Genomic DNA, 24,135 nt, shown 5'->3' on the forward strand with positions numbered 1-24,135 from the left:
GAGGACCGGCGGAGCGGGGCGCGGGTGCGCCTCGTCGGAGCACGCCAGGATCCCCCCGCTCTGATCGACCACGGCCGCTCTCGCGCTCCCCCCGGGAACGGCTCTGCCCCCGAATCTACGCTTCCCGTCTGCAAATCTCGATGATTACGGGGGCTTTCCCGTGCCCCCTCTTGTGCACACGCTACCCCTGGGCGACCCCTGCGGGGAGGGCGCGGCGGGACTCCGTGCCTACCATGGCAGGGTTCCCGTCCGCGATGTCCAGGAGGTACCCGTCATGGTCCGTTGCGTCATGGTCGAGCGAGCCGGAGGCCCCGAGGTCCTGACCCTCGGCGAGCGTCCGGACCTCGAACCCGGTCCGCGCCAGCTGCTCGTCGAGACCCGCGCGGCGGGGGTGAACTTCATCGAGGTGTACCAGCGCGAGGGCGTCTACCCCGTGGAGCACCCCTTCACCCCGGGCTCCGAGGGCATGGGCGTGGTGACGGGCGTGGGCTCCGAGGTGCGCCACTTCGCCCTGGGCGACCGGATCACCACCTCGCAGGCGTCCCGGACCTACGCCGACGCCTTCCTCGTGGACGCCGACAAGGCCCTGCGCGTGCCCTCCGGCGTGTCCGACGAGGTCGCCGCGGCCGTCCCGCTGCAGGGTCTCACCGCGCACTACCTGGTCCGCTCGACGTACCCGGTCCAGGAGGGCGACGTCGCCGTCGTCACCGCGGGCGCGGGCGGGGTCGGAGGTCTCGCCGTGCAGCTGCTGAAGTCGCTCGGGGCCACGGTGGTCGCCCTGGTGGGCTCGCAGGCCAAGGCGGAGACCGCGCGCTCCCTGGGGGCCGACTTCGCCCTGGTGGGCTACGAGGGCTTCGCCGAGCACGTCCGGGAGGTCACCGGCGGCCGCGGCGCCGACGTCGTCTACGACTCGGTGGGCAAGGACACCTTCGACGAGTCGCTCCGGGCGCTGCGCCGGCGCGGGATGCTGGTGCTCTTCGGCGGCTCCTCCGGCCAGGTGCCCCCGCTCGACCCGCAGCGGCTCGCCCAGCACGGCTCCCTGTTCCTCACCCGCCCCACCCTCAACGACTACCTGCTCGACGAGAAGGAGCGGAACTGGCGCGCGGGCGAGCTGTTCGACGCGGTGCTCGACGGGTCGCTGACCCTCCGCGTCGCCGAGACGTTCCCGCTCGACCGGGCACGGCAGGCCCACGAGCTGCTCCAGTCCCGCGCCGCCCAGGGCAAGCTGCTGCTGGTCCCGTGAGCGCCGCACCGATGATGCACCGCTTCCTCGGCGCCGACGGCGCACGGGATCCCTACACCCCGTTCGTGGGGTGCTGCGCGGCCACCGTGGAGCACTACGACCTGGACCTCGACTACGACGTCGAGGACAACGGCCTCGAGGCGCGCGCCATCCTGTCCTGCCGCGCGCTGCACGACACGGACCGGATCGAGCTGGACCTCACCGAGCTCGCCGTGACCGACGTCAGGTTCGGCACCGGCGGACTCGGCGGTCTGCTCGGCGGCCGCCGCGTCCGCGCCGACCACCGCGGGAGCCGCCTCGTGCTGACCCTGCCGCGCGTCGTCGCCGCCGGGGAGGCGTTCACGCTCACCGTGGCCTACGAGGGGTACCCCGAGTCCCTGGACGGGCCCTGGGGCGAGATCGGCTGGGCCGAGCTCGACGACGGCGTGCTCGTCGCCGGGCAGCCCACCGGTTCGTCCACCTGGTTCCCGTGCGTGGACCACCCCTCCCACAAGGCCACCTACCGGGTCGCCGTGCACGCGGACGCCGACTACGAGGTGGTGGTCCACGGCGAGCTGGAGTCCGTGGTGGAGCGCGACGGCGAGCGCCACTGGGTGTACACGTCCCGGGTGCCGCTGCCGCCCTACCTGGCCACCGTGCAGATCGGCCCGTACGAGCGGCACGAGCTCTCGGGCTCGCGCGTCCCCCAGTACCTGGTGTGCTCCAGGAAGCGGCGCAAGAAGGCGGAGAAGACCTTCGCGGAGCAGGGCCGGATGATCGAGGTGTTCAACGACTGGTTCGGCCCCTACCCCTTCCCGAGCTACACGGTGGTGGTCGTCGACGAGTCGCTGGAGGACCCGTTCGAGTGCTACGCGTGCTCCGTGTTCGGGAAGAACCAGCTGGGCACGGACTGGGAGGAGCAGCGGCTCGTGGCGCACGAGCTGGCCCACCAGTGGTTCGGCAACAGCCTGGTCCTCTCCGCGTGGCAGGACATCTGGCTCAACGAGGGGTTCGCGTCCTACGCGGAGTGGATCTGGTCGGAGGCCTCCGGCGACAGGTCTGCCCGCTGGCACGCGGAGAAGGCGCACCGGACCCTGTCCAAGATGCGCCAGGACCTCGTCATCGGGGACCCCGGGCAGGTGCGGCTCTTCGACGACGTGGTGTACGTCCGGGGCGCCCTCACCGTCCACGCGATCCGGGAGACCGTGGGCGAGGACGCCTTCCGGGCCCTGCTGCGCGGCTGGGCCACCGCCAACCGGGACGGGTGGGTGAGCACGGCGGGCTTCCGGGAGCACCTGCGGGGCTTCGTGCCCCGGGACCGGTGGGCGGAGGTCGACGGCCTGCTCGACGCGTGGCTGCTCCGCCGGGAGCTGCCCGCCCTGCCCTGACCCGCGCCGGCCCCCGGCACCGACGGCAACGGGCCCCTGCCGGACGCTGTGCGTCCGGCAGGGGCCCGTTGCGCCGCGCGGGCGGCCGGCCGGCCGGTCAGTGCTCCCGGCGGTAGAGCCGGCGGGCGAACCAGACCCCGCCCCCGGCCGCGGCGAGACCGGCGAGCAGCAGCAGGGCCGCCTGGACGCGCTGCCACGCGATGGTGCCCGCGGTGACGCCGTCCCCGAACTCGCCCGCCTCGGCGGTCTCGACCACCTGGAGGGTGCCGTCCTCGACGGCGAGCAGCGCGTCGGCCTCCTGGTGGAAGTCGTCCTCGCCGGAGCCCGTCTGCGTGCCGCGGAAGACGATCTCCTCCCCCGCCTCCGGGACGCGCGGGTCGGCGAGGCCCGAGTCGAAGGGCTGCTCGGCGACCGCCTCGTCCGCGGGCAGCACCCCGCGGTAGATGGGGTTCCAGGTCTTGGTCTGCAGGTCGTTGGTGAGGTCCTGGTACTGCCCGGAGATCACCCACGACCGGTCCGCGTAGCCGGCCAGTCTGCGGGAGTCGTCCCAGGCGAGGGCCGCGCTCACCGCGAGGACCAGGCCCAGGAGCAGCCCCAGCAGGCCCACGGCCGTCGGCTTCCAGGCGATCGACCGGCGGGCGCGCCCGTCCTGCTCGTCCTGCTCGTCGTCGAAGGCGAAGAACGGCTCCTGGCGGTCGGTGGTCTCCTCGGTCATGCTGCGCTCCTGGAACGGGGTCGGGGAAGGGGGGTCGGTCGCGAACGCCGGGGTCGCGGCCGGGGACCCGGTGCCACAGTACCGAAGTCGACGGCGCACTCCGCGGCGTTCGCGAGTGTTACCGCCCGGGCGGGGCGGGGACGACGGACGGCCCGCCCCCCGGAGGGGGCGGGCCGTCCGGGCGGGGCCGCTCAGCCGCGGAGCACGGCGCCGTGGCGCTCGGCGGCGACGGCGACGGCCGCCTCGCGGGCGGCGGAGGCCTCGTCCGCGGTCAGCGTGCGGTCCGGGGCCCGGAAGCGCAGCGCGAAGGCGACCGACTTCCGGCCCTCCTCGATGCCGGGGCCCTGGTAGACGTCGAAGACGCGGACGTCCTCGAGCAGCTCCCCGGCGCCCTCCTCGAGCGCGGCCCGCAGCTCGGCGGCCGGCACGGAGGCGTCCACCACGAGTGCGACGTCCTGCGTGGCGGCCGGGTAGCCGGAGATCGCGCGCGCCTGGACGACCCCGGACTCGGCCGCGGTGAGCGAGCTGAGGTTCAGCTCCATCGCCACGGTCCGCTCGGGGAGGTCCTGCGCGGCGACGAGCTGCGGGTGCAGCTCGCCCGCGTAGCCCAGCGGGGTGCCGTCGGCGGTGGCGAGCACCGCGGTGCGGCCCGGGTGGAACGCCTGGTGGGTGCCCTGGCGGACGGTCAGCTCGACCCCCAGCACCTCGGCGGCCAGCCGGGCGGCGTCGAGGGCGTCCTGCCAGTCGAACGCGCGCGGCGCGGTCCACGGCCCCTCGGCCGCGTCCTTGCCGGCGAGGACCGCGGCGAGGTGGCGCGGCTGGGCGGGCAGGCCGGCCTCGAGCTCCTCGAGCACCGCCGGGTCCGGGCGCGCCCCCAGCGGCGGGATGCTCGCGCTGCCGAGCTGCTCGCCGGGGCGGAAGACGCGCCCGACCTCGTAGAGCGCCAGGTCGCGGAAGCCGCGGGAGGTGTTGCGCCGCAGCACCTCGAGCAGGCCCGGGAGCAGGGACACGCGCAGCATCCCCTGGGCCTCGCTGATCGGGTTGGCCAGCTTCACCGACGGCACGGGCACCCCGGGCTCGGGGGCGCCCCACAGCTCGTTGTCCGCCTGCGCGACGAACGGGTAGGCGAGCACCTCGGTCAGCCCGGCGGCCGCGAGCGCGTCGGCCACCCGCTTGCGGGCCTGTTGCTCAGCGGTCAGGCCGCGCCCGGGGGGCGCCACGGGCAGCCGCGAGGGGATCGCGTCGTAGCCCACGAGGCGGGCGATCTCCTCGACCAGGTCCTCCTTCTCGACCAGGTCGGGCCGCCACGACGGGGGCACGACGCGCCAGCCGTCGTCGGTGGCCTCGACCTGCGCGCCGAGCTCGGTGAGGGTCGCGACGACCTGCTCCGCCGTGTACTCCACGCCCGTGCGGCGGCTCGGGTGGTCCCAGGGCAGCTCGATGGGCGCGGGGGCGGTGGTGGCATCCACGTCGGTGACCCCGGGCCCGGCCGTGCCGCCGGCCAGATCCACGAGCAACTCCACGGCGCGCTGGGCGGCCACCGGGGCGATCTGCGGGTCCACGCCACGCTCGAAGCGCTTGGACGCCTCGGAGGGCAGCCGGTGCCGGCGGGTGGTGCGGGCGATCGAGACCTCGTCGAAGCGGGCCGCCTCCACGAGGACGTCGACGGTGGCGTCCGAGACCTCGGTGGCCGCCCCGCCCATGACCCCGGCCAGGCCGATGGGCCCGGACCCGTCGGTGATCAGCAGGTCCTCGGGGTCGAGCGTGCGCCGCTTGCCGTCCAGGGTGGTCAGGGTCTCGCCCGGCGCCGCCCGGCGGACCCCGATGCCGCCGGTCAGCGTCCCGAGGTCGTAGAAGTGCAGCGGCTGGCCGAGCTCGAGCATCACGTAGTTGGAGACGTCCACCGGCAGGGAGATCGAGCGGATCCCCGCCAGGCGCAGCCGCGCCGACATCCACGGGGGTGTGGGGGCGCTCGCGTCGATGCCGGTCACCGTGCGGGCGACGAAGCGGGTGCACCCGGGGTTGCCGTGGATCGGGGCGTCGTCCTCGACGGCCACGGGGAAGCCGTCCGCGGTGGGGGCGGGCACCCGGGGCGCCACGGTCCCGGCCGGGTCGGTGAAGAGTTCGTGCACGGCGTGGCAGTACTCGCGGGCCACGCCGCGGATCGAGAACGCGTAGCCGCGGTCCGGAGTCACGTTGATCTCGGCGGCCTCGTCGTGGAGGCCGAGCAGCTCGAGGGCGTCCGTGCCGAGCTCCGGGTCCAGGCCGAGGGTCGAGAGCACCAGGATGCCGTCGTGGTCCTCGCCGATGCCGAGCTCCCGGACGGAGGCGATCATCCCGGCGGAGGTGTGGCCGTAGGTCCTGCGCGCCGAGATCCTGAAGTCCCCGGGCAGGACGGCGCCGGGCAGGGTCACGACGACCTTGTCCCCGACCTCGAAGTTGTGGGCCCCGCAGATCACGCCCTGCACGCCGGAGGGGTCGATGCCCTCGCCGGTCAGGGTCTGCTCCTGGCCCTCGGGGACCACGCGGACGGTGCACCAGTTGACGGTCTTGCCGTTGGAGTGGGTCTCCGGCTCCTTGGACAGCACCTGGCCGACCACGACCGGGCCCTTCAGGTGGTCCGCGGGACGGTGCACGTCCTCCTCCTCGAGGCCCACCGTCACCAGGGCGGCCAGGACGTCCTCGGCGGTCGCGTCCGCCGGGACGGGGGCGTGCTCGCGCAGCCATGACAAAGGAACTCGCATGTCTTAGATCTCCATCCCGAAGTGCTCGCTGAAGCGGACGTCGCCCTCGACCATGTCGCGCATGTCGGGGACGTTGTTGCGGAACATCAGGGTCCGCTCGATGCCCATGCCGAACGCGAAGCCCGAGTACACCTCGGGGTCGATGCCGGCCGCGCGCAGCACGTTCGGGTGGACCATGCCGCAGCCACCCCACTCGATCCACTGCGGCCCGCCCTTGGCGTTCGGGTGCCACACGTCCAGCTCGGCGGACGGCTCGGTGAAGGGGAAGTAGTTGGGCCGCAGCCGGATCTTCGCCTCCGGGCCGAACATCTGCCGGGCGAAGTGCTCGAGCGTGCCCTTGAGGTCGGCCATCGACAGCCCCTTGTCCACGGCCAGCCCCTCGACCTGGTGGAAGACCGGGGTGTGCGTGGCGTCGAGCTCGTCGGTGCGGTAGGTGCGCCCCGGGACGACCACATAGACCGGCAGCTCGCGGCTGAGCAGCGTGCGCATCTGCACCGGCGAGGTGTGCGTGCGCAGCACGAGGTGCGCCCCGGGCGGGTCCACGAAGAACGTGTCCTGCAGCTCCCGGGCGGGGTGGTCCGGCTTGAAGTTGAGGGAGTCGAAGTTGTACCACTCGGACTCGACCTCGGGGCCGTCGGCGACCTCCCAGCCCATGGCCACGAACGTCTCGCCGACGCGCTCCATGAGGTTGGTCAGCGGGTGCCGCCCGCCCAGGCGCCGGCGCCGGCCGGCGGCGGTGACGTCCACGGCCTCCTCGACGAGGATCCGGGCGTCCCGCTCCTCCTCCAGCACCGTGGTGCGGGCGGCGACCGCCTGGTTGACGCGGCCGCGGGCCTGGCCGACCAGCTTGCCGGCCGCGGACTTCTGCGACTTGTCCAGGGAGCCGATCTGCCGGTTGGCCAGCGCCAGGGGGGACCGGTCCCCCGCGTGGGCGAGGCGGACCTCCTTGAGCTCGTCGAGGTCCTGGGCGTTTCCGACGGCGGCCAGGGCCGCCTCCACGGCCGCGGCGACCGCGGCCTCGTCGGTCGGGTCGACCGCGCCGCTCGGGGCGGTCTCGGGTGGCAGTTCAGACATCAGCTGGCGACTTCTTCGGCTCGGGGACGGTGTCGTCCGCGCACGCCGTCCCACGGTCCGTGGGACATGGAGCACGGGAAAGCCCGGATCGGCACGGATCGCGGGCGTGTTCCAGTCTATGGCACGGGCCGCAGGGTCCGCCCACCGCTTCTCCGGCACGTCGACGACCCGGTGGTACCGGAGCGCGGCGCGGTCCGGCGCGGAGGAGTGCCGGCGCTGCCCCGCTGCTTCCGTGCCCGGGTGATCACAGGCGTGGCGATCGTCGACCCGGACGGGGTGCCGAGCGGATCTAGGCTGGTGCCATGACACCCGAACCGAGCCGGGCGGCGCGCCTGCGGCAGGTGTGGAACATGGCGAACCTGTCCACCCCGCTGGGGCTGCTGGTCGCCGCGGCCTCCCGGACCAAGGTGGTCCACGGCCCGGAGGGGCTGCTCCTGGGCTTCGGCTACCGGCCCCGGCTGCCCCGGGCCGGGGCGTTCACCGTGGGCAACGTGGTCCTGTTCCGCGCCGGGATCGACGACGTCGCGGCCCGCCCCCGGCTCGTGGCCCACGAGTCCCGCCACGCGACCCAGTGGGCGCAGTGGCTGGGCCTGCCCTTCCTGCCGGCCTACCTCCTGGCCGCGGGGTGGTCGGTGCTGCGCTGCGGGCACCCGGCGCACCGCAACCCCTTCGAGATCGGGGCCGGTCTCGCCGACGGCGGCTACGCCCCCGCCCCCCGGCACCACGGCTGACCCGAGCGCCGCCGCCTGACCCGCTCCGGCCGGCACGGACCGGGTCAGCCCCGCAGCTGGTCCAGCAGGGCGCGCACGATCGGCAGGTCGGCCGGGATCCAGGGGAGCTCGAGCGCGGCGGCGGGGTCGGCGACCGGGAGCCACCGCACGGCCAGATGGTCCTCCCCCACCACGGGCCGGGGGTCGCCGCCGGCGGCCACGGCCGTCCAGACCCGCATCGCCGCCGTGTCCTTGAGCGGCCAGCCCTGGGCGTGCGGTCCGCGCACCTCCGCGAGCAGCCGGACGTCCACGCCGAGCTCCTCGGCGCACTCCCGCACCAGGGCCTGCTCGCAGCTCTCGTCCGGCTCCTGCTTGCCGCCGGGGAACTCCCACAGGCCCCGCAGGGTCTCGGGGTAGGCCCGCTGCGCGGCGAGGAAGGCCGTGGGGCGGCGGTCGTCGTCGAGGAGGGCGGCCCCGACCACCTGGGTGCGGTACGCGGCGGGCAGCGGCGCGGTCACGGGCTCAGCGCCCGTCCCCGGCGCCGGGGCGCCGCTGGGCCCGGGCCGAGGCGTAGAGGCACACGGTGGCGGCGGTGCCCACGTTGAGGGACTCGGCCCGGCCGTGCACCGGCACGGCGACGCGGTGGTCGGCCAGCACCTTCTCCTCCTCGGACAGCCCCCGGGCCTCGTTGCCGAAGAGCCACACAGTGGGCCGGGCCAGGTCGTAGGCGGTGTCGACGCCGTCCGCGCCGGCGGCCCGGGCGGCGGAGGCGTCCTGGAGGCGGTCGAGGTCGACGTCCCCGTGGCCGTCGGCGGCCAGCACGCCGCACCCGGCGGCGCGGGCGGCCCCGAGCAGCGCGGGCAGGTCGGCGCCCACGACGACGGGCAGGTGGAAGAGGGAGCCGGCGGTCGAGCGCACGGTCTTGGGGTTGTAGACGTCCACGCTGCCGGCGGTGAGCACCACCGCGTCCGCGCCGGCGGCGTCCGCCGCGCGCAGCACGGTGCCGGCGTTGCCGGGGTCCTGGACACGGGCCAGCACGGCCACGAGCCGCGGCCGGGCGGCGAGCACGGCCCCGAGGTCCGCGTCGAGGGGACGGCACACGACGACGACGCCCTGCGGGGTCACCGCGTCGCTCATCGCGGCGAGGACCTCCCGCGTCACGAGGCGCACGAACACGGAGCGGTCCTCGGCCACGCGCTCGAGGAGGGCGGCGATGTCCGGGTGGCGGCCCAGGGCGTCCTCGGTGACGTAGACGGCGTCCACGCACGGGGACTCCGGGTGCCGGGCGAGGGCCTCGCGGGCGTTCTGCGGGCCCTCGGCGAGGAACAGCCCGCGCTTGGAACGCGCGGAGCGCCCGGCCAGTCCCGCGACGTCCCTGACCCGATCGGCTCGGGGGTTGGACATCGGCTGGGCGGCCAGGCGCTCCGTGAGGTTCACTGCTCCGACTGTGCTCAGGCGGCGGCTTCGCGCGGCGCGGAGGTGTCCTCCGGCAGGGCGTTCTTCGCGATCTCGACCAGACCGGCGAACGCCTGCTGGTCGTTCACGGCCAGCTCGGCGAGCATCCGGCGGTCGACCTCCACCTCGGCGGCCTTGAGGCCCTGGATGAAGCGGTTGTAGGTCAGGCCGTTGGCGCGGGCCGCGGCGTTGATGCGCTGGATCCACAGCCGGCGGAAGTCGCCCTTGCGCTTCCGGCGGTCGTTGTAGCTGTAGACGAACGAGTGGGTGACCTGCTCCTTCGCCTTGCGGTACAGGCGCGAGCGCTGGCCGCGGTAGCCGGAGGCCTGCTCGAGGATTTCCCGGCGCTTCTTGTGGGCGTTGACCGCCCGCTTCACACGTGCCACGTGTGTACTCCTTCACTTCGGTCCCGGCCGCTCGGCCGGGAGGTCAAATCTGTGCGGGGCGGGGAGTCGGACTCCCCGGGGGATGCGGTGGGGACTACTTGCCCAGCATCTTCTTGATGACCTTGGCGTCGCCGGGGGCCACGATCTGGTCGGAGGCCAGGCGGCGGGTCAGCCGCGAGGACTTGTGCTCCAGGTAGTGGCGGCGGTTGGCCTGCTGGCGCTTCACCTTGCCGGTACCGGTGAGCTTGAAGCGCTTCTTCGCCCCGCTGTGGGTCTTCATCTTCGGCATGTGGCCGCTCTCCTTGCGTTTCTTCCGGTGGTGGCCACCGGAGGGCACGGCGACGTCCGCCGCACCTCCACGGTGCCCCTGGACGCAGCCGGGACCGGCTGCGCGCCGCGGGGCGCTGTCAGTTCTGCTCCGCTCGCGCGGAAGGTCGTGCGCCGCTCAGGCCTGGGGCCCGGGCTTGGCGCCCGGCTTGGGACCGGGCCGGGGGGCCTTCGGCGCCGCGGCCGGGGCCTTGGGGGCCGGCGGCTTCGGGGCGGCCTTCGGCGCCGGGGCCTCGACGACCTCGGGCGCCTCCGCGACCTCAGGCTCCGGGGTCTCGACGGCCTCGGGCTCGGCGGCGGCGGCCTGCGCCGTCTCCGGGACCTCGGGGGCCGGTGCCGGCTCCTGGACCTCGGGCTCCGGGGCCGGCTGCTGCACCGGCTCCTCGGCCTGCCCGGCCCGTTCGCGCAGCTCGGCCGGGAACGCGTCCCCGATCGACTGGGTCACGGGCGCCGCCGAGGACGTGTCGATCTTGTCCTTCGCCTTGCGCTCGTTCTCGGCCTTCGCCTCGTCGCGCTGCTTCTGGCGGCGCGCCTCGGCCTTGGCCTCGGCCTTGTTCTTCAGCGGGCCCACGACCATCACCATGTTGCGGCCGTCGACCCGGGGGCTCGACTCGACCGCGCCGACCTCCGCGACGTCGTTCGCGAAGCGCTCGAGCAGGCGGACGCCCATCTCGGGGCGCTGCTGCTCGCGGCCGCGGAACTGGATCATGGCCTTGACCTTGTCGCCGGCCCCGAGGAACCGCTTGGCGTGGCCGACCTTGGTCTCGTAGTCGTGGGTGTCGATCTTGAGCCGGAACCGGACCTCCTTGAGGACCGTGTTCGTCTGGTTCTTGCGCGACTCCCGGGCCTTGACCGCGGCCTCGTACTTGTACTTGCCGAAGTCCATGAGCTTGGCCACCGGCGGCTTGGCGTTGGGCGCCACCTCGACCAGATCGAGATCCGATTCGCGGGCCAGCCTCAGTGCGTCCTCGACGCGGACGATGCCGACCTGCTCGCCTGCGGGTCCGACGAGACGGACTTCGGGGACTCGGATTCTGTCATTGATACGTGGATCGCTAATGCCGTGCTCCTGATGTTCTGCGTGGTCGCCCGGAGGTTTCCGGGGACCTCATGGTTCGGTCCGGTCCGCAACGACAAAAAGCCCCCGCTGCGGTCGGCAAGCGGAGGCTCATCGGTGCGCCACCCGGGGGTGGCGCGCTGCGTGACGGAGCGGACGCGGGAACTCCCGGCCGTGCCGTCGTGCGGACGATGTCGTCGCGGACCCGGCGGCCGTGATCAGGTCGTCCGAGCGGATCGGGGACCGTGGCCGGCGCGGGTGGGAGTTTCCTCCACTTGCACACTGCCGACCAGTCTAGCCCATGGGCCGCCGGTTCGGGAAACGCCGGGCGTGCGCGCTGTCACTCGTCCTCGGTGCTGTGCAGGGCCCGGCGGGCCGAGAGCAGCTCCGTCTCCGGGCGGGCGGCGACGAAGCGCTCGACGTCGTCGAGGACCTCGACGAGGCGGGCGGCGTCGGCCGCGACCACGGCGGTGCCCACCAGGGCCCGGCGGTGGAGCTCCAGGTGGCCGACCTCGGCCGCGGTCACGGGAAACCTGCGGCGCAGCTCCGCGACGAGGGGCCGCACCACGGAGCGCTTGCCCTTGAGGGAGTGCACGTCCCCCAGGAGCACGTCGAACTCGATCCACCCGATCCACACGGCGTCCCCGCCTCCTCCCGGCCGTCCCCCGGCCTCCCCAGCAGGATAGTGCCGGCGGGGCCGGGACGGTCCGGGCGGCGGACAGCGGTGTGGCAGAGTTGGGACATGACTTCCGAGAACACCTTCCGCTTCGACGACGACGCCGCACGGTCCGGCCAGGAGATCCCGCAGGAGACGGTCAGCGCCGTCGACGAGCAGATGCGCGACATCGCGGAGGTCCCCGCCATCGAGGTCATCACGACCGCGGCCGTGCACCTCATGAGCGCCGCCGCCGTGAAGTGCGGTCTCGCCGCCGGCGAGGACGCGGAGGAGCTCAAGGACCTCGACGAGGCGCGCAAGCTCATCACCGCGCTGGCCGGCTTCGTCACCGCCGCGGCCCCGGAGATCGGCTCGCAGCACGCCGCTCCGCTGCGCGACGGCCTGCGCACCCTGCAGCTCGCGTTCCGGGAGGCCTCGCGCTACCCGGACGCCCCCGGCCAGGGACCCGGCGAGCGGTTCACGGGTCCCGTCACCTGAGGACCGTCACCACGCGTGCCGCGGGCTGATCCGGGTTCCCCGGGTCAGCCCGCCGTCGTGAGACGCAGCTGCATCGAGTCCACGTCCTCCGCGAGGGCCGGCTCGACGCTCAGCCGGGCCTGGAAGCGGGCGACGACGTCGTCCAGCTGCGCCCGGTCGAGCCCGGCGCGCAGGGACAGCACCACGGCCAGCTCGGGGCCCGCCCCGCCGCCCCGGACGACCGCCCCGTCCGCGGCGCGCACGGCCACCCCGTCGCCGGGGGCCGTCCCCACGCCGAGCACCCCGGGCAGGTCCTCGGCGCAGCGCCGCACGGCCGCCCCGACCGCCGGGCTGCGGTAGGAGGGCGTCCAGGTCCTGCCCTGGGCCAGCGCCCAGAGGGCCGGGCGGCGCACGACGAACGGGAGCTCCGTGCCCGGGTCGAGCACGAGCAGCTGGGTGCCGTCCTTGACCGCGGCCACGGCCGCCCGGCGGACGTCCGTGGCCACCGGCCGCGCCCGGTCGTGCCAGTGCGCGAGCGCCGCGGTGGACGTGAAGACCGGCAGCACCTGCCGGCCGTCCGCCGCCCGCAGGGACACGAGGGCCATGTCGGCCTCCTTGTCGGCCACCAGACCGGCCTCGGTCACGGTCGAGGCCGAGACCTCGGCCACGACGGGCACGAACACCCGGGTCCCGGCCAGCGCGGCGACCACCGCGGACTCGTCCCCCCTCCCCGCGCGCAGGTCCTCGAGGGCCTGCAGCACGGCCGGGGCGGCGGCGCCGTCGTCGTCGGGGAAGCGGTGGGTGTGGCTGGTGCCCTCCCCCAGGTCGCGCCCGGCCCAGGCCTGGCCGCCGGTGTCCTCCGTGCCGCCCGCGCCCGCGAGCTGGGCGGCGATGTGCGCCGGCAGGGGCCGCTCGGTCACCGCGCTCCCGGCCGGCCCGCCACGTCGAGGGCCTCCTCGAGGGTGAAGCGGCCCGCGTAGAGGGCCTTGCCCACGATCGCGCCCTCGACGCCGGAGGGCACCAGGGTGCGCAGGGCGGCGAGGTCCTCGAGGGAGGAGATCCCCCCGGAGGCGACTACGGGCTTGTCGGTGCGGGTCGCAACCTCCTGCAGCAGCTCCAGGTTGGGGCCCTTGAGGGTGCCGTCCTTGGTGACGTCGGTGACCACGTAGCGGGCGCAGCCGTGCTCCTCGAGGCGGTCCAGGACCTCCCAGAGGTCCCCGCCCTCCTCGGTCCAGCCGCGGGCGGCGAGCACGGTGCCCCGCACGTCGAGGCCCACCGCAATGACGTCGCCGTGCTCGGCGATGACCTTCTGCGTCCACTCGGGGTTCTCGAGGGCCGCGGTGCCCAGGTTGATCCGCGCGGGGTCCAGGGACAGCGCCCGCTCCAGCGAGGCGTCGTCGCGGATGCCGCCGGACATCTCGACCTTCAGCTCCAGCTCGGCGGCCACGCGGCGGAGGACGTCGATGTTGTCGCCGCGACCGAAGGCGGCGTCGAGGTCCACGAGATGGATCCACTCGGCGCCGGCCTCCTGCCACGCGAGGGCGGCCTCGAGCGGGTCGCCGTAGCCGGTCTCGGAGCCGGCCTCGCCCTGGACCAGGCGCACGGCCTGGCCGTCCGCGACGTCGACGGCGGGCAGCAGCTGGAGGCGGGGGGTCTCGCTCAGGGACATGGGTTCTCTTCTCTCGGTGCTCGGGTGCGGGTGTGCGGGAGTTCGGGGTGGGCCCGGGGCTCAGCGGCCCTGGAACCAGGCGTACCAGCCGTAGCCGACGAGGGCCGCCGCGACGGCGGCCAGGAGGACGACCGTCCACAGCGGCTTGCGCTGCTGGTGGAACGAGATGGCGCCGCCGGCGACGAACGCCCCGAGCACCATGACGACGACGGCCGCGCTCACGCGGCGCCGTCCTGGCTCTCCAGGGTCGGCCGGCCGGCCAGGGTGTCCCCGCCGAGGGGGTCGCCGGCCTTGAGGTGGTCGAGGCGTCCCGTGCGCGGCAGGGTGCCGAGCCAGTTGCGCAGCAGCTGGATGCCCGCCTCGGAGGACTTCTCGGGGTGGAACTGCGTGGCGCACAGGGCCCCGTTCTCCACGGCGGCGATGAAGCGCCCGCCGTGGTCGGACCAGGTGACCTGCGGCGGCCGCATCTTCTGGATGCTCTGCGGGAAGTCCCACTCCTGCACCCCGTAGGAGTGCACGAAGTAGAAGCGCTGGTCCTCGATGCCCCGGAACAGGACGCTGCCCTCGGGCGGGTCGACCGTGTTCCAGCCCATGTGCGGGACGACGTCGGCCTTCAGCCGTTCGACGACGCCGGGCCACTCGCCCATGCCCTCGGTCTCCTGGCCGTGCTCCACCCCGGAGTCGAAGAGGACCTGCAGGCCCACGCAGATGCCCAGCACGGGCCGTCCGCCGGCGAGGCGGCGGCCGATCAGGCGCAGCGCGTCCACGGAGCGCAGACCGTCCATGACGGCGGCGAACGCGCCGACGCCGGGGACCACGAGGCCGTCGGCGTCGAGCACCGCCTCGGGGTCGGCGCTGAGCACCACGTCCGCGCCGGCGGCCTCGAGGGCGCGCACGGCCGAGCGCACGTTGCCGGCGCCGTAGTCGAGGACCGTGACGGTGGGCCGGCCGGCGCCGTCGGTCGCGGTGGTGCCGTCGGTGCTCACAGGGCCCCCTTCGTGGACGGGATGCCGCGGACCCGGGGATCGGGCTCCACGGCCTGGCGCAGCGCGCGGGCCAGGGCCTTGAACTGGGCCTCGGCGATGTGGTGCGGGTCCCGGCCGGCCAGCAGCGTGACGTGCAGGCAGATCCCGGCGTGGTGGGCCAGGGACTCGAAGACGTGCTGGACCATGGAGCCGGTGAAGTGCCCGCCGATGAGGTGGTACTGCTGGCCCTCCGGCTCGCCGGTGTGCACCGCGTAGGGCCGGCCGGAGATGTCGACCACGGCGTTGGCCAGGGCCTCGTCCAGCGGGACGGTGGCCTCGCCGAACCGGCGGATCCCGGCCTTCTCGCCCAGCGCCTGGCGCAGGGCGTCCCCGAGGACGATCGCGGTGTCCTCGACGGTGTGGTGGACGTCGATGTGGGTGTCCCCGGTCGCCCGGATCCGCATGTCGATCAGGGAGTGCTTCGACAGCGCGGTGAGCATGTGGTCGTAGAAGGGCACCGAGGTGTCGATGTCGTTCTCGCCGGTGCCGTCGAGGTCGATCTCGACGGACACCGTGGACTCGCTCGTGCGCCGCTCCAGGGCGGCGCGGCGGGGCGCACGGGTGCCGGTGGTGGTCTGGTCGCTCATTCGGTGGGAACTCCTCGCGGGCGCGGCACGGCCGTCGGTGGGCCGCGGATGGTCCGGGCCGGGACGCACGGCGGCGCCCCGGGCCCGGTGGTGGTGGTCTGCCTCCATGCTATCCGGGTCGGGAGGACCCGGCCCCGGGGCCCCTCAGCCGCCGGAGACGATCCGCTCCATGCTGGTCAGGAACGCGGTGGTCTCCTCCTCGGTGCCGGCGGTGACGCGCAGGTGGCCGGGGATCCCGACGTCCCGCACGAGCACCCCGTCCTCGAGCAGCTCCCCCCACACGGCCCGGGAGTCCTCCATGCCGCCGAAGAACACGAAGTTGGAGTCCGACTCGGCCGGCTCCAGCCCGATCCGCTTGAGCTCGTCGACGATCCGGTCGCGCTGGACCTTGATGTCCTCCACGTTGGCCAGCAGCGACTCCGAGTGGCGCAGGGCCGCCAGGGCCGTGGCCTGGGTGACGGCGGAGAGGTGGTACGGCAGCCGGACCAGGCGCACGGCGTCGGCGACCTCCGGCGCCGCCGCGAAGTAGCCGAGGCGGGCGCCGGCGAGCGCGAACGCCTTGCTCATGGTGCGGGAGACGATCAGCCGGGGCCGGCCCTCGAGCAGCGTGAGCGCGGTGGGGGTGCCGCCGTGGGAGAACTCCGCGTACGCCTCGTCGACCACCACGACGGTGCGGAACTCCTCCCCCGCCTCGTACACGGCGGTGACCACGTCCGAGCCCAGCGCGGTGCCGGTCGGGTTGTTGGGCGAGCAGAGGAAGACCACGTCGGGGCGGTGCCGGCGCACCTGCTCGGCCGCGGACTCCGCGGACAGGCCGAAGTCCGCCGCCCGCTCCCCGGCGACGAAGCCGGTGTGCGTGCCGGAGGCCAGCAGCGGGTACATCGAGTAGGTGGGGATGAAGCTGAGCAGGGTGCGGCCCGGGCCGCCGAAGGCCTGCAGGATCTGCTGCAGGATCTCGTTGGACCCGTTGGCCGCCCACAGGTTCCCGGGCCCGAGCCCGTGGCCGAGGTACGCGGCGAGCTCCTCGCGCAGGGCGGTGAACTCGCGGTCCGGGTACCGGTTGAGGGTCCAGGCCGCCTCGGTGACCTCCCGGACGATCGCCGCGTGCACGTCCGCCGGGACCGGATGGGTGTTCTCGTTGGTGTTGAGCGCCACGGCGACGTCGAGCTGCGGGGCGCCGTACGGCGTCTTGCCGCGCAGGTCGTCGCGGAGCGGGAGGGCGTTGAGTCGGTCCAGGTTCTGCGTCACCCGGACAGTTTAGTGCTCCGCCCGGGGCGTACAGATCGGGGTGTACAGATCGGGGCGTGCTGATCGGGCGGGCGGCTCAGGCGGCCGGGACCTCGAGGAGCTGGCCGGCCACGAGCACGGAGCTGTCCAGGTCGTTGAGCTCCACGATCTCGTCCATGACCTCCCGCGGGTCCCGGTCCGGGTCGGCCACCACGGCGAGCTCCCACAGGCTCTGCCCGGGGAACACGGTGGTCTGCTCGGTCCCGGAGCCCGGGGCGGGCGCGCTCGTGGCCGTGGCCGTCGAGGGAACGAGGAAGATCACGGCGAGCACCACCAGGGCGGCGGAGCCGGCCAGGACGGGCAACCCCAGGAACACCAGGCGGCCGCGGCGGGTCAGGGTCAGCGGGGTGCGGGACGCGGAGCGGGCGGGACGGGCCCGCCGGAGCGCACGGCCGAGCCCCCGGGCGGATCCTGCGGACTCGCGGCGGCGGGCGACGACGGGGGTGAGGGTGGCACTGGCACTCATGACATGAACTCCTTGACGTTCCCGCACGGAGCGGGCGATCTCGAACACCGGTCCGGTCGACGACCCTCGCGGGCCTCCATTCGATCGAACATACTTTCGAATACCGATGACCCATGTCTAGCACGTGTCTGCGAATGCTGTCGACAGCGGGTCGTACATATGTTTGAACACACACGGCGTGTCGCCTAGGCTGAGGACAGGTTCGAGCCCCCGGCCGGCGCGCGCTGCGGACCCTCTGCGCCTGCCGACCGGGACCCATCGAACCACCCGGGTCCGACATCGGAACCGGGACCGCGCAGACCGGCTGCGGCACCTGCAGCCGGACGGGAAAGGACGACGCTCCCATGGCCCAGCCCCCCACCCCCGAGGAGCCCCGCGCCCGGGGCGCCCGCCCCGGGGCACGCTCGCGCAGCCGCGGGCTCACCGTGCGCCAGCGCACCATCCTCGAGGCCATCCAGCGCTCCATCGCCGAGCACGGCTATCCGCCGTCCATGCGGGAGATCGGGGACCTCGTGGGCCTGGCCTCGCTCTCCAGCGTCACCCACCAGCTCGCCCAGCTCGAGAAGCTGGGCTATCTGCGCCGCGACCCCAAGCGCCCGCGGGCCATGGAGGTGCTCACTCCCCTGCAGCTGCGCGGGACCGCCGGGGCGGAGTCCGCCGAGCCGTCGCAGGAGGCCCCGGTGGCACCGGCGGGCCGGACCGCTCGTCCGGCCGCCCAGAACGCCGTGGCCGAGCTGTCCACCTCGGCGGACGTGACGATGGTCCCCCTGGTGGGCCACATCGCCGCCGGCGGGCCGATCACGGCCGAGCAGTCCGTGGAGGACGTCCTCGCGCTGCCCCGCCAGCTGGTCGGGCACGGCGAGCTGTTCATGCTGCGCGTCAAGGGCGACTCGATGATCGACGCCGCGATCTGCGACGGCGACTGGGTGGTGGTGCGCCGGCAGAGCGCCGCCGACAACGGGGACATCGTGGCCGCCCTGCTCGACGACGAGGCCACGGTCAAGACCTTCCGCCAGCGGGACGGCCACACCTGGCTGCTGCCGCAGAACACGCGCTACGAGCCGATCCTCGGCGACCACGCCACCGTGATGGGCAAGGTCGTCTCGGTGCTGCGCAGCCTCTGAGCCGCCGCACGCCCAGGCACCCGGGCCCTCCGCCGCCGGGGGGGGCCCGTTGCCGTCCGGGCCGGCCGCCGTCCGGACACCTCCTGCTGTCCGCATCCCGTGCGGGCCCGGCGCGGTCCGGGGAGACCCCGGGCGTCCGCCGGACGTGCTCAGCCCACGGAGAGCCGCTGCAGGGCGCCGAGCACCACCTGGCGGTCCGTGGTGGTCCACAGCGGCGGCAGGGACCCGCGGAGGAAGCCGCCGTAGCGGGCGGTCGCGATCCGGGAGTCCAGGATCGCCACGACGCCCCGGTCCCCGCCCGCGCGGATGAGCCGCCCGGCCCCCTGGGCGAGCCGCACGGCCGCGTGCGTCGCGGACACGGACATGAACCCGTTGCCGCCGGCCCGTTCCGCGGCGCGGCTGCGGGCGCTCGCCAGCGGGTCGTCCGGGCGCGGGAAGGGGATCCGGTCGATCATCACGAGCCGGCACGAGGCCCCCGGGACGTCGACGCCCTGCCACAGGCTCATCGTGCCGAACAGGCTCGTGGACGGGTCGTCGGTGAACTCCTGGACGAGTCCCGCGAGCGAGGACTCCCCCTGGCACAGGATCGGCAGGTCGGTGCGCCCGCGGAGCGCCTCGGCCGCCTCCTCCGCCGCCCGGCGGGAGGAGAAGAGCCCGAGGGCCCCGCCCCTGGAGGCCTCCATCAGGGCCAGCATCTCGTCCAGCTGGGCCTCCGTGAGCCGGCGGCCGGGCTTCTCCAGGTGCTTGGCGAGGTAGAGGATGCCCTGCTTCGGGTAGTCGAACGGGCTGCCGACGTCCACGCCCTCCCAGCGCGGGGCGCCCTCGCCCCGCAGGCCGAGGGCGCCGGCGGCGGAGTCGAAGGACGAGCCGACGGACAGGGTGGCGGAGGTGAGGACCACGGTGCGCCCGTCGAAGAGCCCCTCCCGCAGGGTGCCGGCCACGCTGAGCGGGGCCACGTGCAGGGTCGCCGGGTCGGTGTCCTCCGCGGGCACGTAGCCGCGGCCCGGCTCCCAGCCGCCCTGGCGCGAAATCCACAGCACCTCGCGGTGCTCCTCGGCGGCGAGGATCCGCTCGGCCAGGTCGAGGACGTCGCTCACCCGGGAGCGGGCCATCTGCCGGCCGGCGTCCCCGTCCTTCTCCCCGGGACCGGCCTTGGACTCGGTCATCACGGTGCGGGCGGCGTCCCGGATCTGGGCCACGGCCGCCGCCTGGGCGTCCCCGAGGCCGCGGTGCAGCAGCTCGGCGGGAGCGCCCATCAGGGCGGCCTCGAGGTTGGCGGCCCCGGCGGTGAGCGAGTCGGGGCTCGCGGAGGTGTGCTTGCGCGCGGACGCGGCGGCCGAGCGGACCATCGCCGCGGAGAGCTGTCCGGTGACGGCGCCCGTCACCCGGTCCTGGAGCTCGTGGGCCTCGTCGATGACCACGACGTCGTGCTCGGGCAGCACCGTGATGCCCTCGAACGCGTTGATCGCGAGCAGGGCGTGGTTGGTGATGACGATGTCGGCCTCACCGGCCCGCTGCTTGGCGAGCTCCGCGAAGCAGTCCTCGACCAGGGGACAGCTGCGGCCCAGGCACTCCTTGGCCGTGACCGACACCTGGCGCCAGGCGCGGTCGCTGACCCCGGGGAGCACCTCGTCCCGGTCGCCGGTCCCGGTCTCGCGGGCCCACTCGCGCAGGCGCTGGACCTCCTGGCCCAGCCGCCCGGGGTTCTCGGCGGCCTCGGGCTGCGGCGGACCGGGGTGCGGGGCGGCGTCGGGCAGCGCGAAGAGCGCGCCGGGCTCGTCGTCGGACGGGTAGCCGCCCTCGATCTTGTGCAGGCACGCGTAGTTGCTGCGGCCCTTGAGCAGGGCCACGTCCACGTCCCGCTCGAGCTCGCCCTCGAGGGCGGCCAGCAGGCGCGGCACGTCCCGGCCGACGATCTGCGACTGCAGCGCCAGCGTCGCGGTGGCCACGACCACCGGCTTGTCCGCGCGCTGGGCGTGCTCCACGAGCGGGGCCAGGTACGCGAGGGACTTGCCGGTGCCGGTCCCCGCCTGGACCAGCAGGTGCCGGCCCCGGTCCAGGGCCTCGGCCACCTTGGCGGTCATCAGCCGCTGCCCGTCCCGGACCTGCCCGCCCATCGCGGTCACGGCGGTGTCCAGCAGGGCCAGGGAGTCCTTGGCCCCGGGCAGGGTCTCCGGGCGCACGCCCGAGACGTCGTGCCCGGACTCGTCCACGAATGCGGCGGCCACGCGCTCAGGCGCTCTCGGCGCCGAAGCCGGGAGCGCGCTCGGGGGCGAACTCCGCGAGCTCGGCCGCGAGGTCCTCGCGGACCTTCACGAGCAGGTGGGTGCCCTCGGGCAGGTGCTCGGTGCGCAGGATCTCCGCGTCCCAGTCGTGCAGCCGGCTGACCACGTCGCCGCGCTGGTAGGGCACGAGCAGGTCCAGCACCGTCTCGGGCCGCGGGATGGACTCGCTGATCCGCTGCCGGAGCTCCTCGATGCCCTCCCCGGTGCGGGCCGAGACCACCACCACGTTGCGCTCGCGCTGCTTGATCCGCTCGACCACGAACGGGTCGGCGGCGTCCACCTTGTTCAGGGCGATGATCTCGGGGATGTTCTGCGCGTCGATGTCCGTGAAGACCTGGCGCACCGCGCGGATCTGGCCCTCCGGGTCCGGGTGGGAGGCGTCCACCACGTGCAGGATGAGGTCGGAGTCGGCGACCTCCTCCAGGGTGGAGCGGAACGCCTCGACGAGCTGCGTGGGCAGCGAGCGGACGAAGCCGACCGTGTCCGAGAGCGTGTAGCCGATGCCGTCCGGCGTCTGCGCGCGGCGGACCGTGGGGTCCAGCGTGGCGAACAGGGCGTTCTCCACGAGCACGCCCGCGTCCGTGAGCCGGTTCAGCAGCGAGGACTTGCCCGCGTTGGTGTAGCCGGCGATCGCCACCGAGGGCACGGAGTGGCGGCGGCGGTTGAGCCGCTTGGTCTCGCGCGCTGGCTTCATCGCGGCGATCTCGCGCCGCAGCTTGGCCATGCGGGTGCGGATGCGCCGGCGGTCCAGCTCGATCTTGGTCTCACCGGGGCCGCGGGAGCCGATGCCCTCACCGGCGGCGGCGCGACCGCCGGCCTGGCGGGACAGGGACTCGCCCCAGCCGCGCAGGCGCGGGAGCAGGTACTCGAGCTGGGCGAGCTCGACCTGGGCCTTGCCCTCCTTGGACTTGGCGTGCTGGGCGAAGATGTCGAGGATCAGACCCGTGCGGTCGATGACCTTGACCTTCACGACGTCCTCCAGCCCGCGCCGCTGGGAGGGGGCGAGCTCGGAGTCGACGACGACGGTGTCCGCGCCGGTCGCGGCGACGATGTCCCGCAGCTCCTTGGCCTTGCCCGAGCCCAGGTACGTGGCCGGGTCCGGCTTGAGCCGGCGCTGGACGATGCCGTCCAGCACCTCGGAGCCCGCGGTCTCGGCGAGCGCGGCCAGTTCGCGCAGGGAGTTCTCGGCCTCCGCGAGCGTGCCCTCCGTCCACAGCCCGGCCAGCACCACGCGCTCCAGGCGCAGCTGGCGGTACTCGAGCTCGGTGACGTCCTCGAGCTCGGTGGACAGGCCCGCGACGCGGCGCAGGGCGCGGCGCTCCTCGAGGTCCTGCTGGTCGCCGTCGTGGACGGTGTGCCCGTCCTCGGCGTCGGCCAGCTCCCGGGCCCGGCCGGAGAACCTGCCCGGCGCGGTGGAGTCGTCCTCGGGGGCGGTGTCCTGCCCGGCGGCCTGCTCCCGGGCACGGGCCCGGGACAGCACGCGCTCGACGACGTCCTCCAGGTCCTGCCGGCTCAGGCCGTTCTCGGGCTCCGCGGCGTCGCGGGGCTCGGCAGGGGTTTCACGGGGGTGGGTCATGGTTCCTTTCGGACGGGATGCTGATCAGTACATTCTAGTGGCGGAGCCGGACATCCCGGCGTCCTAGTGGCGGAGCCGGACATCCCGGCGTCGGAGCCGGGCGTCCCGGCGGGGTCCGCGCCGGTTCCCGGTGCGTGCGGGGCGGGCGCTGTCGGTAGCATGGGGCGCTATGGCACCGCCTCCCGACTCCCCCGATCCCGTGGCCGGCCCGGCGACCCCCAACCCGGGGACCGAGCACTACTTCTCCGAGGACCCCTCGGTCCCCGAGGTGCGGCGGTCCGTGGCCGTGCGGCTGCGGGGGCGGGAGGTCTCGCTGCAGACCTCCAACGGGGTGTTCAGTCCGCGGGGTCTCGACAAGGGAACGTCCGTGCTGCTGGAAAATGTTCCCGACCCCGCCGGGGCGGAGCTCCTGGACATCGGTTGCGGGTGGGGCCCGATCGCGCTGAGCCTGGCCGGGGCCGCCCCGGGGGCCCGGGTCACGGCCGTGGACGTCAACGAGCGCTCGCTCGGGCTCACCCGGGACAACGCGGCGGCCCTGGGCCTGACCGGCGTGGAGGCGCTGCTGCCGGAGCAGGTGCCCGCGGAGCGGCGCTTCGACACCATCTGGTCCAATCCGCCCATCCGGATCGGCAAGCAGCAGCTGCACGAGCTGCTCCTCCAGTGGCTGCCGCGGCTGGCCGAGGGCGGCACGGCGTGGCTGGTGGTGCAGAAGAACCTCGGGGCGGACTCGCTGCAGAAGTGGCTCGGCACCGCGCTGGGCGCCGCCTTCCGGGTCTCCCGGCACACGACCGACAAGGGGTTCCGGGTCCTGCTCGTCGAACGGCGGGACTGAGCGACCGGCACCGGGCCGCCCCACAAACCTCAGGCCTCAGGCCTCAGGCCTCAAGCCTCAGACGAAGGTGCCGTCGGCCACCAGCACGGCCGGTCCGGCCAGCACCACGTGCTCGGCGCCGTCGGGCGCGGGGACGAACGTCACGGAGACGATGCCGCCGGGCACCTGCACGAGCCACTGGTCGGGGGCCGTGGCGCCGCCCCAGAAGCGCGTCGCGGCCGCCGCGGCGCACGCGCCCGTCCCGCAGGACTGCGTCTCGCCCACGCCGCGCTCGTGCACGCGCATCCGCACCCGGCCCACGCCGTCGTCGTCGCCGTCGGCGGGGACCACGAACTCGACGTTGGTCCCGTCCACGGGCTCCGGGCGCACGACGGGAGCAGTGTGCAGCCCGAGCTGGTCGAGCTTCTCCCCCTCCGCGAGCGCCACGACGGTGTGCGGGTTGCCCATGCCGATCGACAGCGCGGGGCGGGGCACCTTCAGCCCCTCGGCGGTCACGACGGCGTCCGAGCCGCGGGACCGGGCCGCGTCCCCGTCGAGGAAGGTCCACGGCCCCATGTCCACGGCGTAGCCGGAGTCGGTGCGGGCCACGGTCTTCACCCCGGCGCGGGTGCCGATGCGCAGCACGTCCCCCTCGGGGACCGCGGCGAGACCCCGCTGGAGCAGGTAGTGGACGAAGACCCGCACCCCGTTGCCGCACATCTCGGCGACGGAGCCGTCGTTGTTGCGGTAGTCCATGAACCACTCGGCCTCCGGCGCCGCCTCGAGGACGGCCCGCCCCTCGGGGATCGCCTCTGAGCGCACGGCGCGGATCAGCCCGTCCCCCCCGATGCCGCGGTGGCGGTCGCACACCAGGGTCACCAGCTCGGCGTCCAGGGCCAGCTCCGCGTGCGGGTCGGTCAGCAGCACGAAGTCGTTGCCCGTGCCGTGGCCCTTGGCGAAGTCGCGGCCCCGGAGCTCCCCCCAGGGGCCGGCGTCGGCGCCGGGGGCGGTGTCCGGGGCGGGGCGGGTGTCCTCGTGCTGGGCGGTGGGGCTCTGGGCGGAAGTCACCCGGCCATGATACGCGGACCCGGCCGC

At 74.4% G+C, this 24,135-nt stretch carries 25 protein-coding genes; 6 read left to right on the top strand and 19 right to left on the bottom strand.

Annotated features, from left to right (window positions below):
* The first annotated feature begins 274 nt into the window (after positions 1-274).
* On the top strand, positions 275-1,243 hold the full coding sequence (locus ACP7CD_RS17715; protein ID WP_336649996.1) for a quinone oxidoreductase family protein: 969 nt from the start codon (positions 275-277) through the stop codon (positions 1,241-1,243).
* Positions 1,240-2,610: a M1 family metallopeptidase gene (locus ACP7CD_RS17720; protein WP_426120791.1), complete on the top strand. Its 1,371-nt coding sequence runs from the start codon at positions 1,240-1,242 to the stop codon at positions 2,608-2,610. Before ACP7CD_RS17715 ends, ACP7CD_RS17720 begins: the two co-directional genes overlap by 4 nt.
* A gap of 97 nt (positions 2,611-2,707) precedes the next feature.
* Here ACP7CD_RS17720 and ACP7CD_RS17725 read toward each other — a convergent pair whose 3' ends face one another.
* From ACP7CD_RS17725 to pheS, 3 genes are all read right to left on the bottom strand, one after another.
* Complete coding sequence (locus ACP7CD_RS17725) at positions 2,708-3,325, bottom strand: hypothetical protein (protein WP_336649998.1); 618 nt, start codon at positions 3,323-3,325, stop codon at positions 2,708-2,710.
* Positions 3,326-3,516: 191 nt separating this feature from the next.
* Positions 3,517-6,069: a phenylalanine--tRNA ligase subunit beta gene (gene pheT, locus ACP7CD_RS17730; RefSeq protein WP_426120792.1), complete on the bottom strand. Its 2,553-nt coding sequence runs from the start codon at positions 6,067-6,069 to the stop codon at positions 3,517-3,519.
* 3 nt (positions 6,070-6,072) lie between these two features.
* Positions 6,073-7,143 (bottom strand): phenylalanine--tRNA ligase subunit alpha, encoded by a 1,071-nt coding sequence (gene pheS, locus ACP7CD_RS17735; protein WP_115162550.1) that lies wholly within the window; start codon positions 7,141-7,143, stop codon positions 6,073-6,075.
* Positions 7,144-7,445: 302 nt separating this feature from the next.
* Between pheS and ACP7CD_RS17740 the strand changes: the two genes are divergently transcribed.
* On the top strand, positions 7,446-7,874 hold the full coding sequence (locus ACP7CD_RS17740; RefSeq protein WP_426120793.1) for a hypothetical protein: 429 nt from the start codon (positions 7,446-7,448) through the stop codon (positions 7,872-7,874).
* Between the two features lie 44 nt (positions 7,875-7,918).
* Here ACP7CD_RS17740 and ACP7CD_RS17745 read toward each other — a convergent pair whose 3' ends face one another.
* From ACP7CD_RS17745 to ACP7CD_RS17770, 6 genes are all read right to left on the bottom strand, one after another.
* Positions 7,919-8,371 (bottom strand): (deoxy)nucleoside triphosphate pyrophosphohydrolase, encoded by a 453-nt coding sequence (locus tag ACP7CD_RS17745; RefSeq protein ID WP_284562427.1) that lies wholly within the window; start codon positions 8,369-8,371, stop codon positions 7,919-7,921.
* Positions 8,372-8,375: 4 nt separating this feature from the next.
* Complete coding sequence (locus ACP7CD_RS17750; RefSeq protein ID WP_426120794.1) at positions 8,376-9,290, bottom strand: TrmH family RNA methyltransferase; 915 nt, start codon at positions 9,288-9,290, stop codon at positions 8,376-8,378.
* A gap of 14 nt (positions 9,291-9,304) precedes the next feature.
* Positions 9,305-9,694: a 50S ribosomal protein L20 gene (gene rplT / locus ACP7CD_RS17755; RefSeq protein WP_031282709.1), complete on the bottom strand. Its 390-nt coding sequence runs from the start codon at positions 9,692-9,694 to the stop codon at positions 9,305-9,307.
* 94 nt (positions 9,695-9,788) lie between these two features.
* Positions 9,789-9,983 carry a 50S ribosomal protein L35 gene (rpmI, locus tag ACP7CD_RS17760; RefSeq protein ID WP_017832891.1) on the bottom strand — a complete coding sequence of 65 codons (195 nt, stop codon included), beginning with the start codon at positions 9,981-9,983 and terminating at the stop codon, positions 9,789-9,791.
* A gap of 156 nt (positions 9,984-10,139) precedes the next feature.
* Positions 10,140-11,081 carry a translation initiation factor IF-3 gene (infC, locus tag ACP7CD_RS17765; protein WP_426120801.1) on the bottom strand — a complete coding sequence of 314 codons (942 nt, stop codon included), beginning with the start codon at positions 11,079-11,081 and terminating at the stop codon, positions 10,140-10,142.
* A 337-nt stretch (positions 11,082-11,418) separates the two neighbouring features.
* Positions 11,419-11,715 (bottom strand): DUF503 domain-containing protein, encoded by a 297-nt coding sequence (locus tag ACP7CD_RS17770; RefSeq protein WP_017832893.1) that lies wholly within the window; start codon positions 11,713-11,715, stop codon positions 11,419-11,421.
* Between the two features lie 105 nt (positions 11,716-11,820).
* On the opposite strand from ACP7CD_RS17770, the gene ACP7CD_RS17775 reads away from it, so the two are divergent.
* Positions 11,821-12,231 (top strand): DUF1844 domain-containing protein, encoded by a 411-nt coding sequence (locus tag ACP7CD_RS17775; protein ID WP_017832894.1) that lies wholly within the window; start codon positions 11,821-11,823, stop codon positions 12,229-12,231.
* A gap of 44 nt (positions 12,232-12,275) precedes the next feature.
* Here the strand turns inward: ACP7CD_RS17775 and ACP7CD_RS17780 are convergent, their stop codons facing one another.
* From ACP7CD_RS17780 to ACP7CD_RS17810, 7 genes are all read right to left on the bottom strand, one after another.
* Positions 12,276-13,130 carry an SseB family protein gene (locus ACP7CD_RS17780; protein WP_035929647.1) on the bottom strand — a complete coding sequence of 285 codons (855 nt, stop codon included), beginning with the start codon at positions 13,128-13,130 and terminating at the stop codon, positions 12,276-12,278.
* Positions 13,127-13,879 carry a bifunctional 1-(5-phosphoribosyl)-5-((5-phosphoribosylamino)methylideneamino)imidazole-4-carboxamide isomerase/phosphoribosylanthranilate isomerase PriA gene (gene priA / locus ACP7CD_RS17785; RefSeq protein WP_017832896.1) on the bottom strand — a complete coding sequence of 251 codons (753 nt, stop codon included), beginning with the start codon at positions 13,877-13,879 and terminating at the stop codon, positions 13,127-13,129. The genes ACP7CD_RS17780 and priA overlap by 4 nt, the downstream gene beginning before the upstream one ends.
* Positions 13,880-13,939: 60 nt before the next feature.
* Entirely contained in the window at positions 13,940-14,101 is a 162-nt protein-coding gene (locus tag ACP7CD_RS17790; protein WP_017832897.1) for a hypothetical protein, read from the bottom strand.
* Positions 14,098-14,865, bottom strand: a complete 768-nt coding sequence (gene hisH, locus ACP7CD_RS17795) for an imidazole glycerol phosphate synthase subunit HisH (RefSeq protein WP_109243423.1) — start codon at positions 14,863-14,865, stop codon at positions 14,098-14,100. The genes ACP7CD_RS17790 and hisH overlap by 4 nt, the downstream gene beginning before the upstream one ends.
* Positions 14,862-15,491, bottom strand: a complete 630-nt coding sequence (gene hisB / locus ACP7CD_RS17800; protein ID WP_017832899.1) for an imidazoleglycerol-phosphate dehydratase HisB — start codon at positions 15,489-15,491, stop codon at positions 14,862-14,864. Before hisB ends, hisH begins: the two co-directional genes overlap by 4 nt.
* A gap of 144 nt (positions 15,492-15,635) precedes the next feature.
* Positions 15,636-16,739 (bottom strand): histidinol-phosphate transaminase, encoded by a 1,104-nt coding sequence (locus tag ACP7CD_RS17805; protein WP_426120795.1) that lies wholly within the window; start codon positions 16,737-16,739, stop codon positions 15,636-15,638.
* A gap of 76 nt (positions 16,740-16,815) precedes the next feature.
* Positions 16,816-17,244, bottom strand: a complete 429-nt coding sequence (locus ACP7CD_RS17810; RefSeq protein WP_426120796.1) for a LysM peptidoglycan-binding domain-containing protein — start codon at positions 17,242-17,244, stop codon at positions 16,816-16,818.
* Between the two features lie 344 nt (positions 17,245-17,588).
* Between ACP7CD_RS17810 and lexA the strand changes: the two genes are divergently transcribed.
* Positions 17,589-18,368 carry a transcriptional repressor LexA gene (gene lexA / locus ACP7CD_RS17815; protein WP_426120797.1) on the top strand — a complete coding sequence of 260 codons (780 nt, stop codon included), beginning with the start codon at positions 17,589-17,591 and terminating at the stop codon, positions 18,366-18,368.
* A 149-nt stretch (positions 18,369-18,517) separates the two neighbouring features.
* On the opposite strand, the gene ACP7CD_RS17820 is transcribed toward lexA, so the two are convergent.
* Together ACP7CD_RS17820 and hflX are read right to left on the bottom strand one after the other, a co-directional pair.
* The gene (locus ACP7CD_RS17820) at positions 18,518-20,596 is read right to left on the bottom strand and encodes an ATP-dependent DNA helicase (RefSeq protein WP_426120798.1); all 2,079 of its coding nucleotides are present in this window, start codon (positions 20,594-20,596) and stop codon (positions 18,518-18,520) included.
* A gap of 4 nt (positions 20,597-20,600) precedes the next feature.
* A complete protein-coding gene (hflX, locus tag ACP7CD_RS17825; RefSeq protein ID WP_017832904.1) occupies positions 20,601-22,229 on the bottom strand; it encodes a GTPase HflX in 1,629 nt (542 codons plus the stop codon).
* A 169-nt stretch (positions 22,230-22,398) separates the two neighbouring features.
* Here hflX and ACP7CD_RS17830 point away from each other — a divergent pair, with 169 nt between their 5' ends.
* Complete coding sequence (locus ACP7CD_RS17830; protein ID WP_017832905.1) at positions 22,399-23,061, top strand: class I SAM-dependent methyltransferase; 663 nt, start codon at positions 22,399-22,401, stop codon at positions 23,059-23,061.
* Positions 23,062-23,118: 57 nt separating this feature from the next.
* Here the strand turns inward: ACP7CD_RS17830 and dapF are convergent, their stop codons facing one another.
* The gene (gene dapF, locus ACP7CD_RS17835) at positions 23,119-24,108 is read right to left on the bottom strand and encodes a diaminopimelate epimerase (protein ID WP_426120799.1); all 990 of its coding nucleotides are present in this window, start codon (positions 24,106-24,108) and stop codon (positions 23,119-23,121) included.
* Positions 24,109-24,135: the final 27 nt, after the last annotated feature.

Source organism: Kocuria sp. LHG3120 (assembly GCF_049897445.1).
Classification (GTDB): domain Bacteria; phylum Actinomycetota; class Actinomycetes; order Actinomycetales; family Micrococcaceae; genus Kocuria; species Kocuria rosea.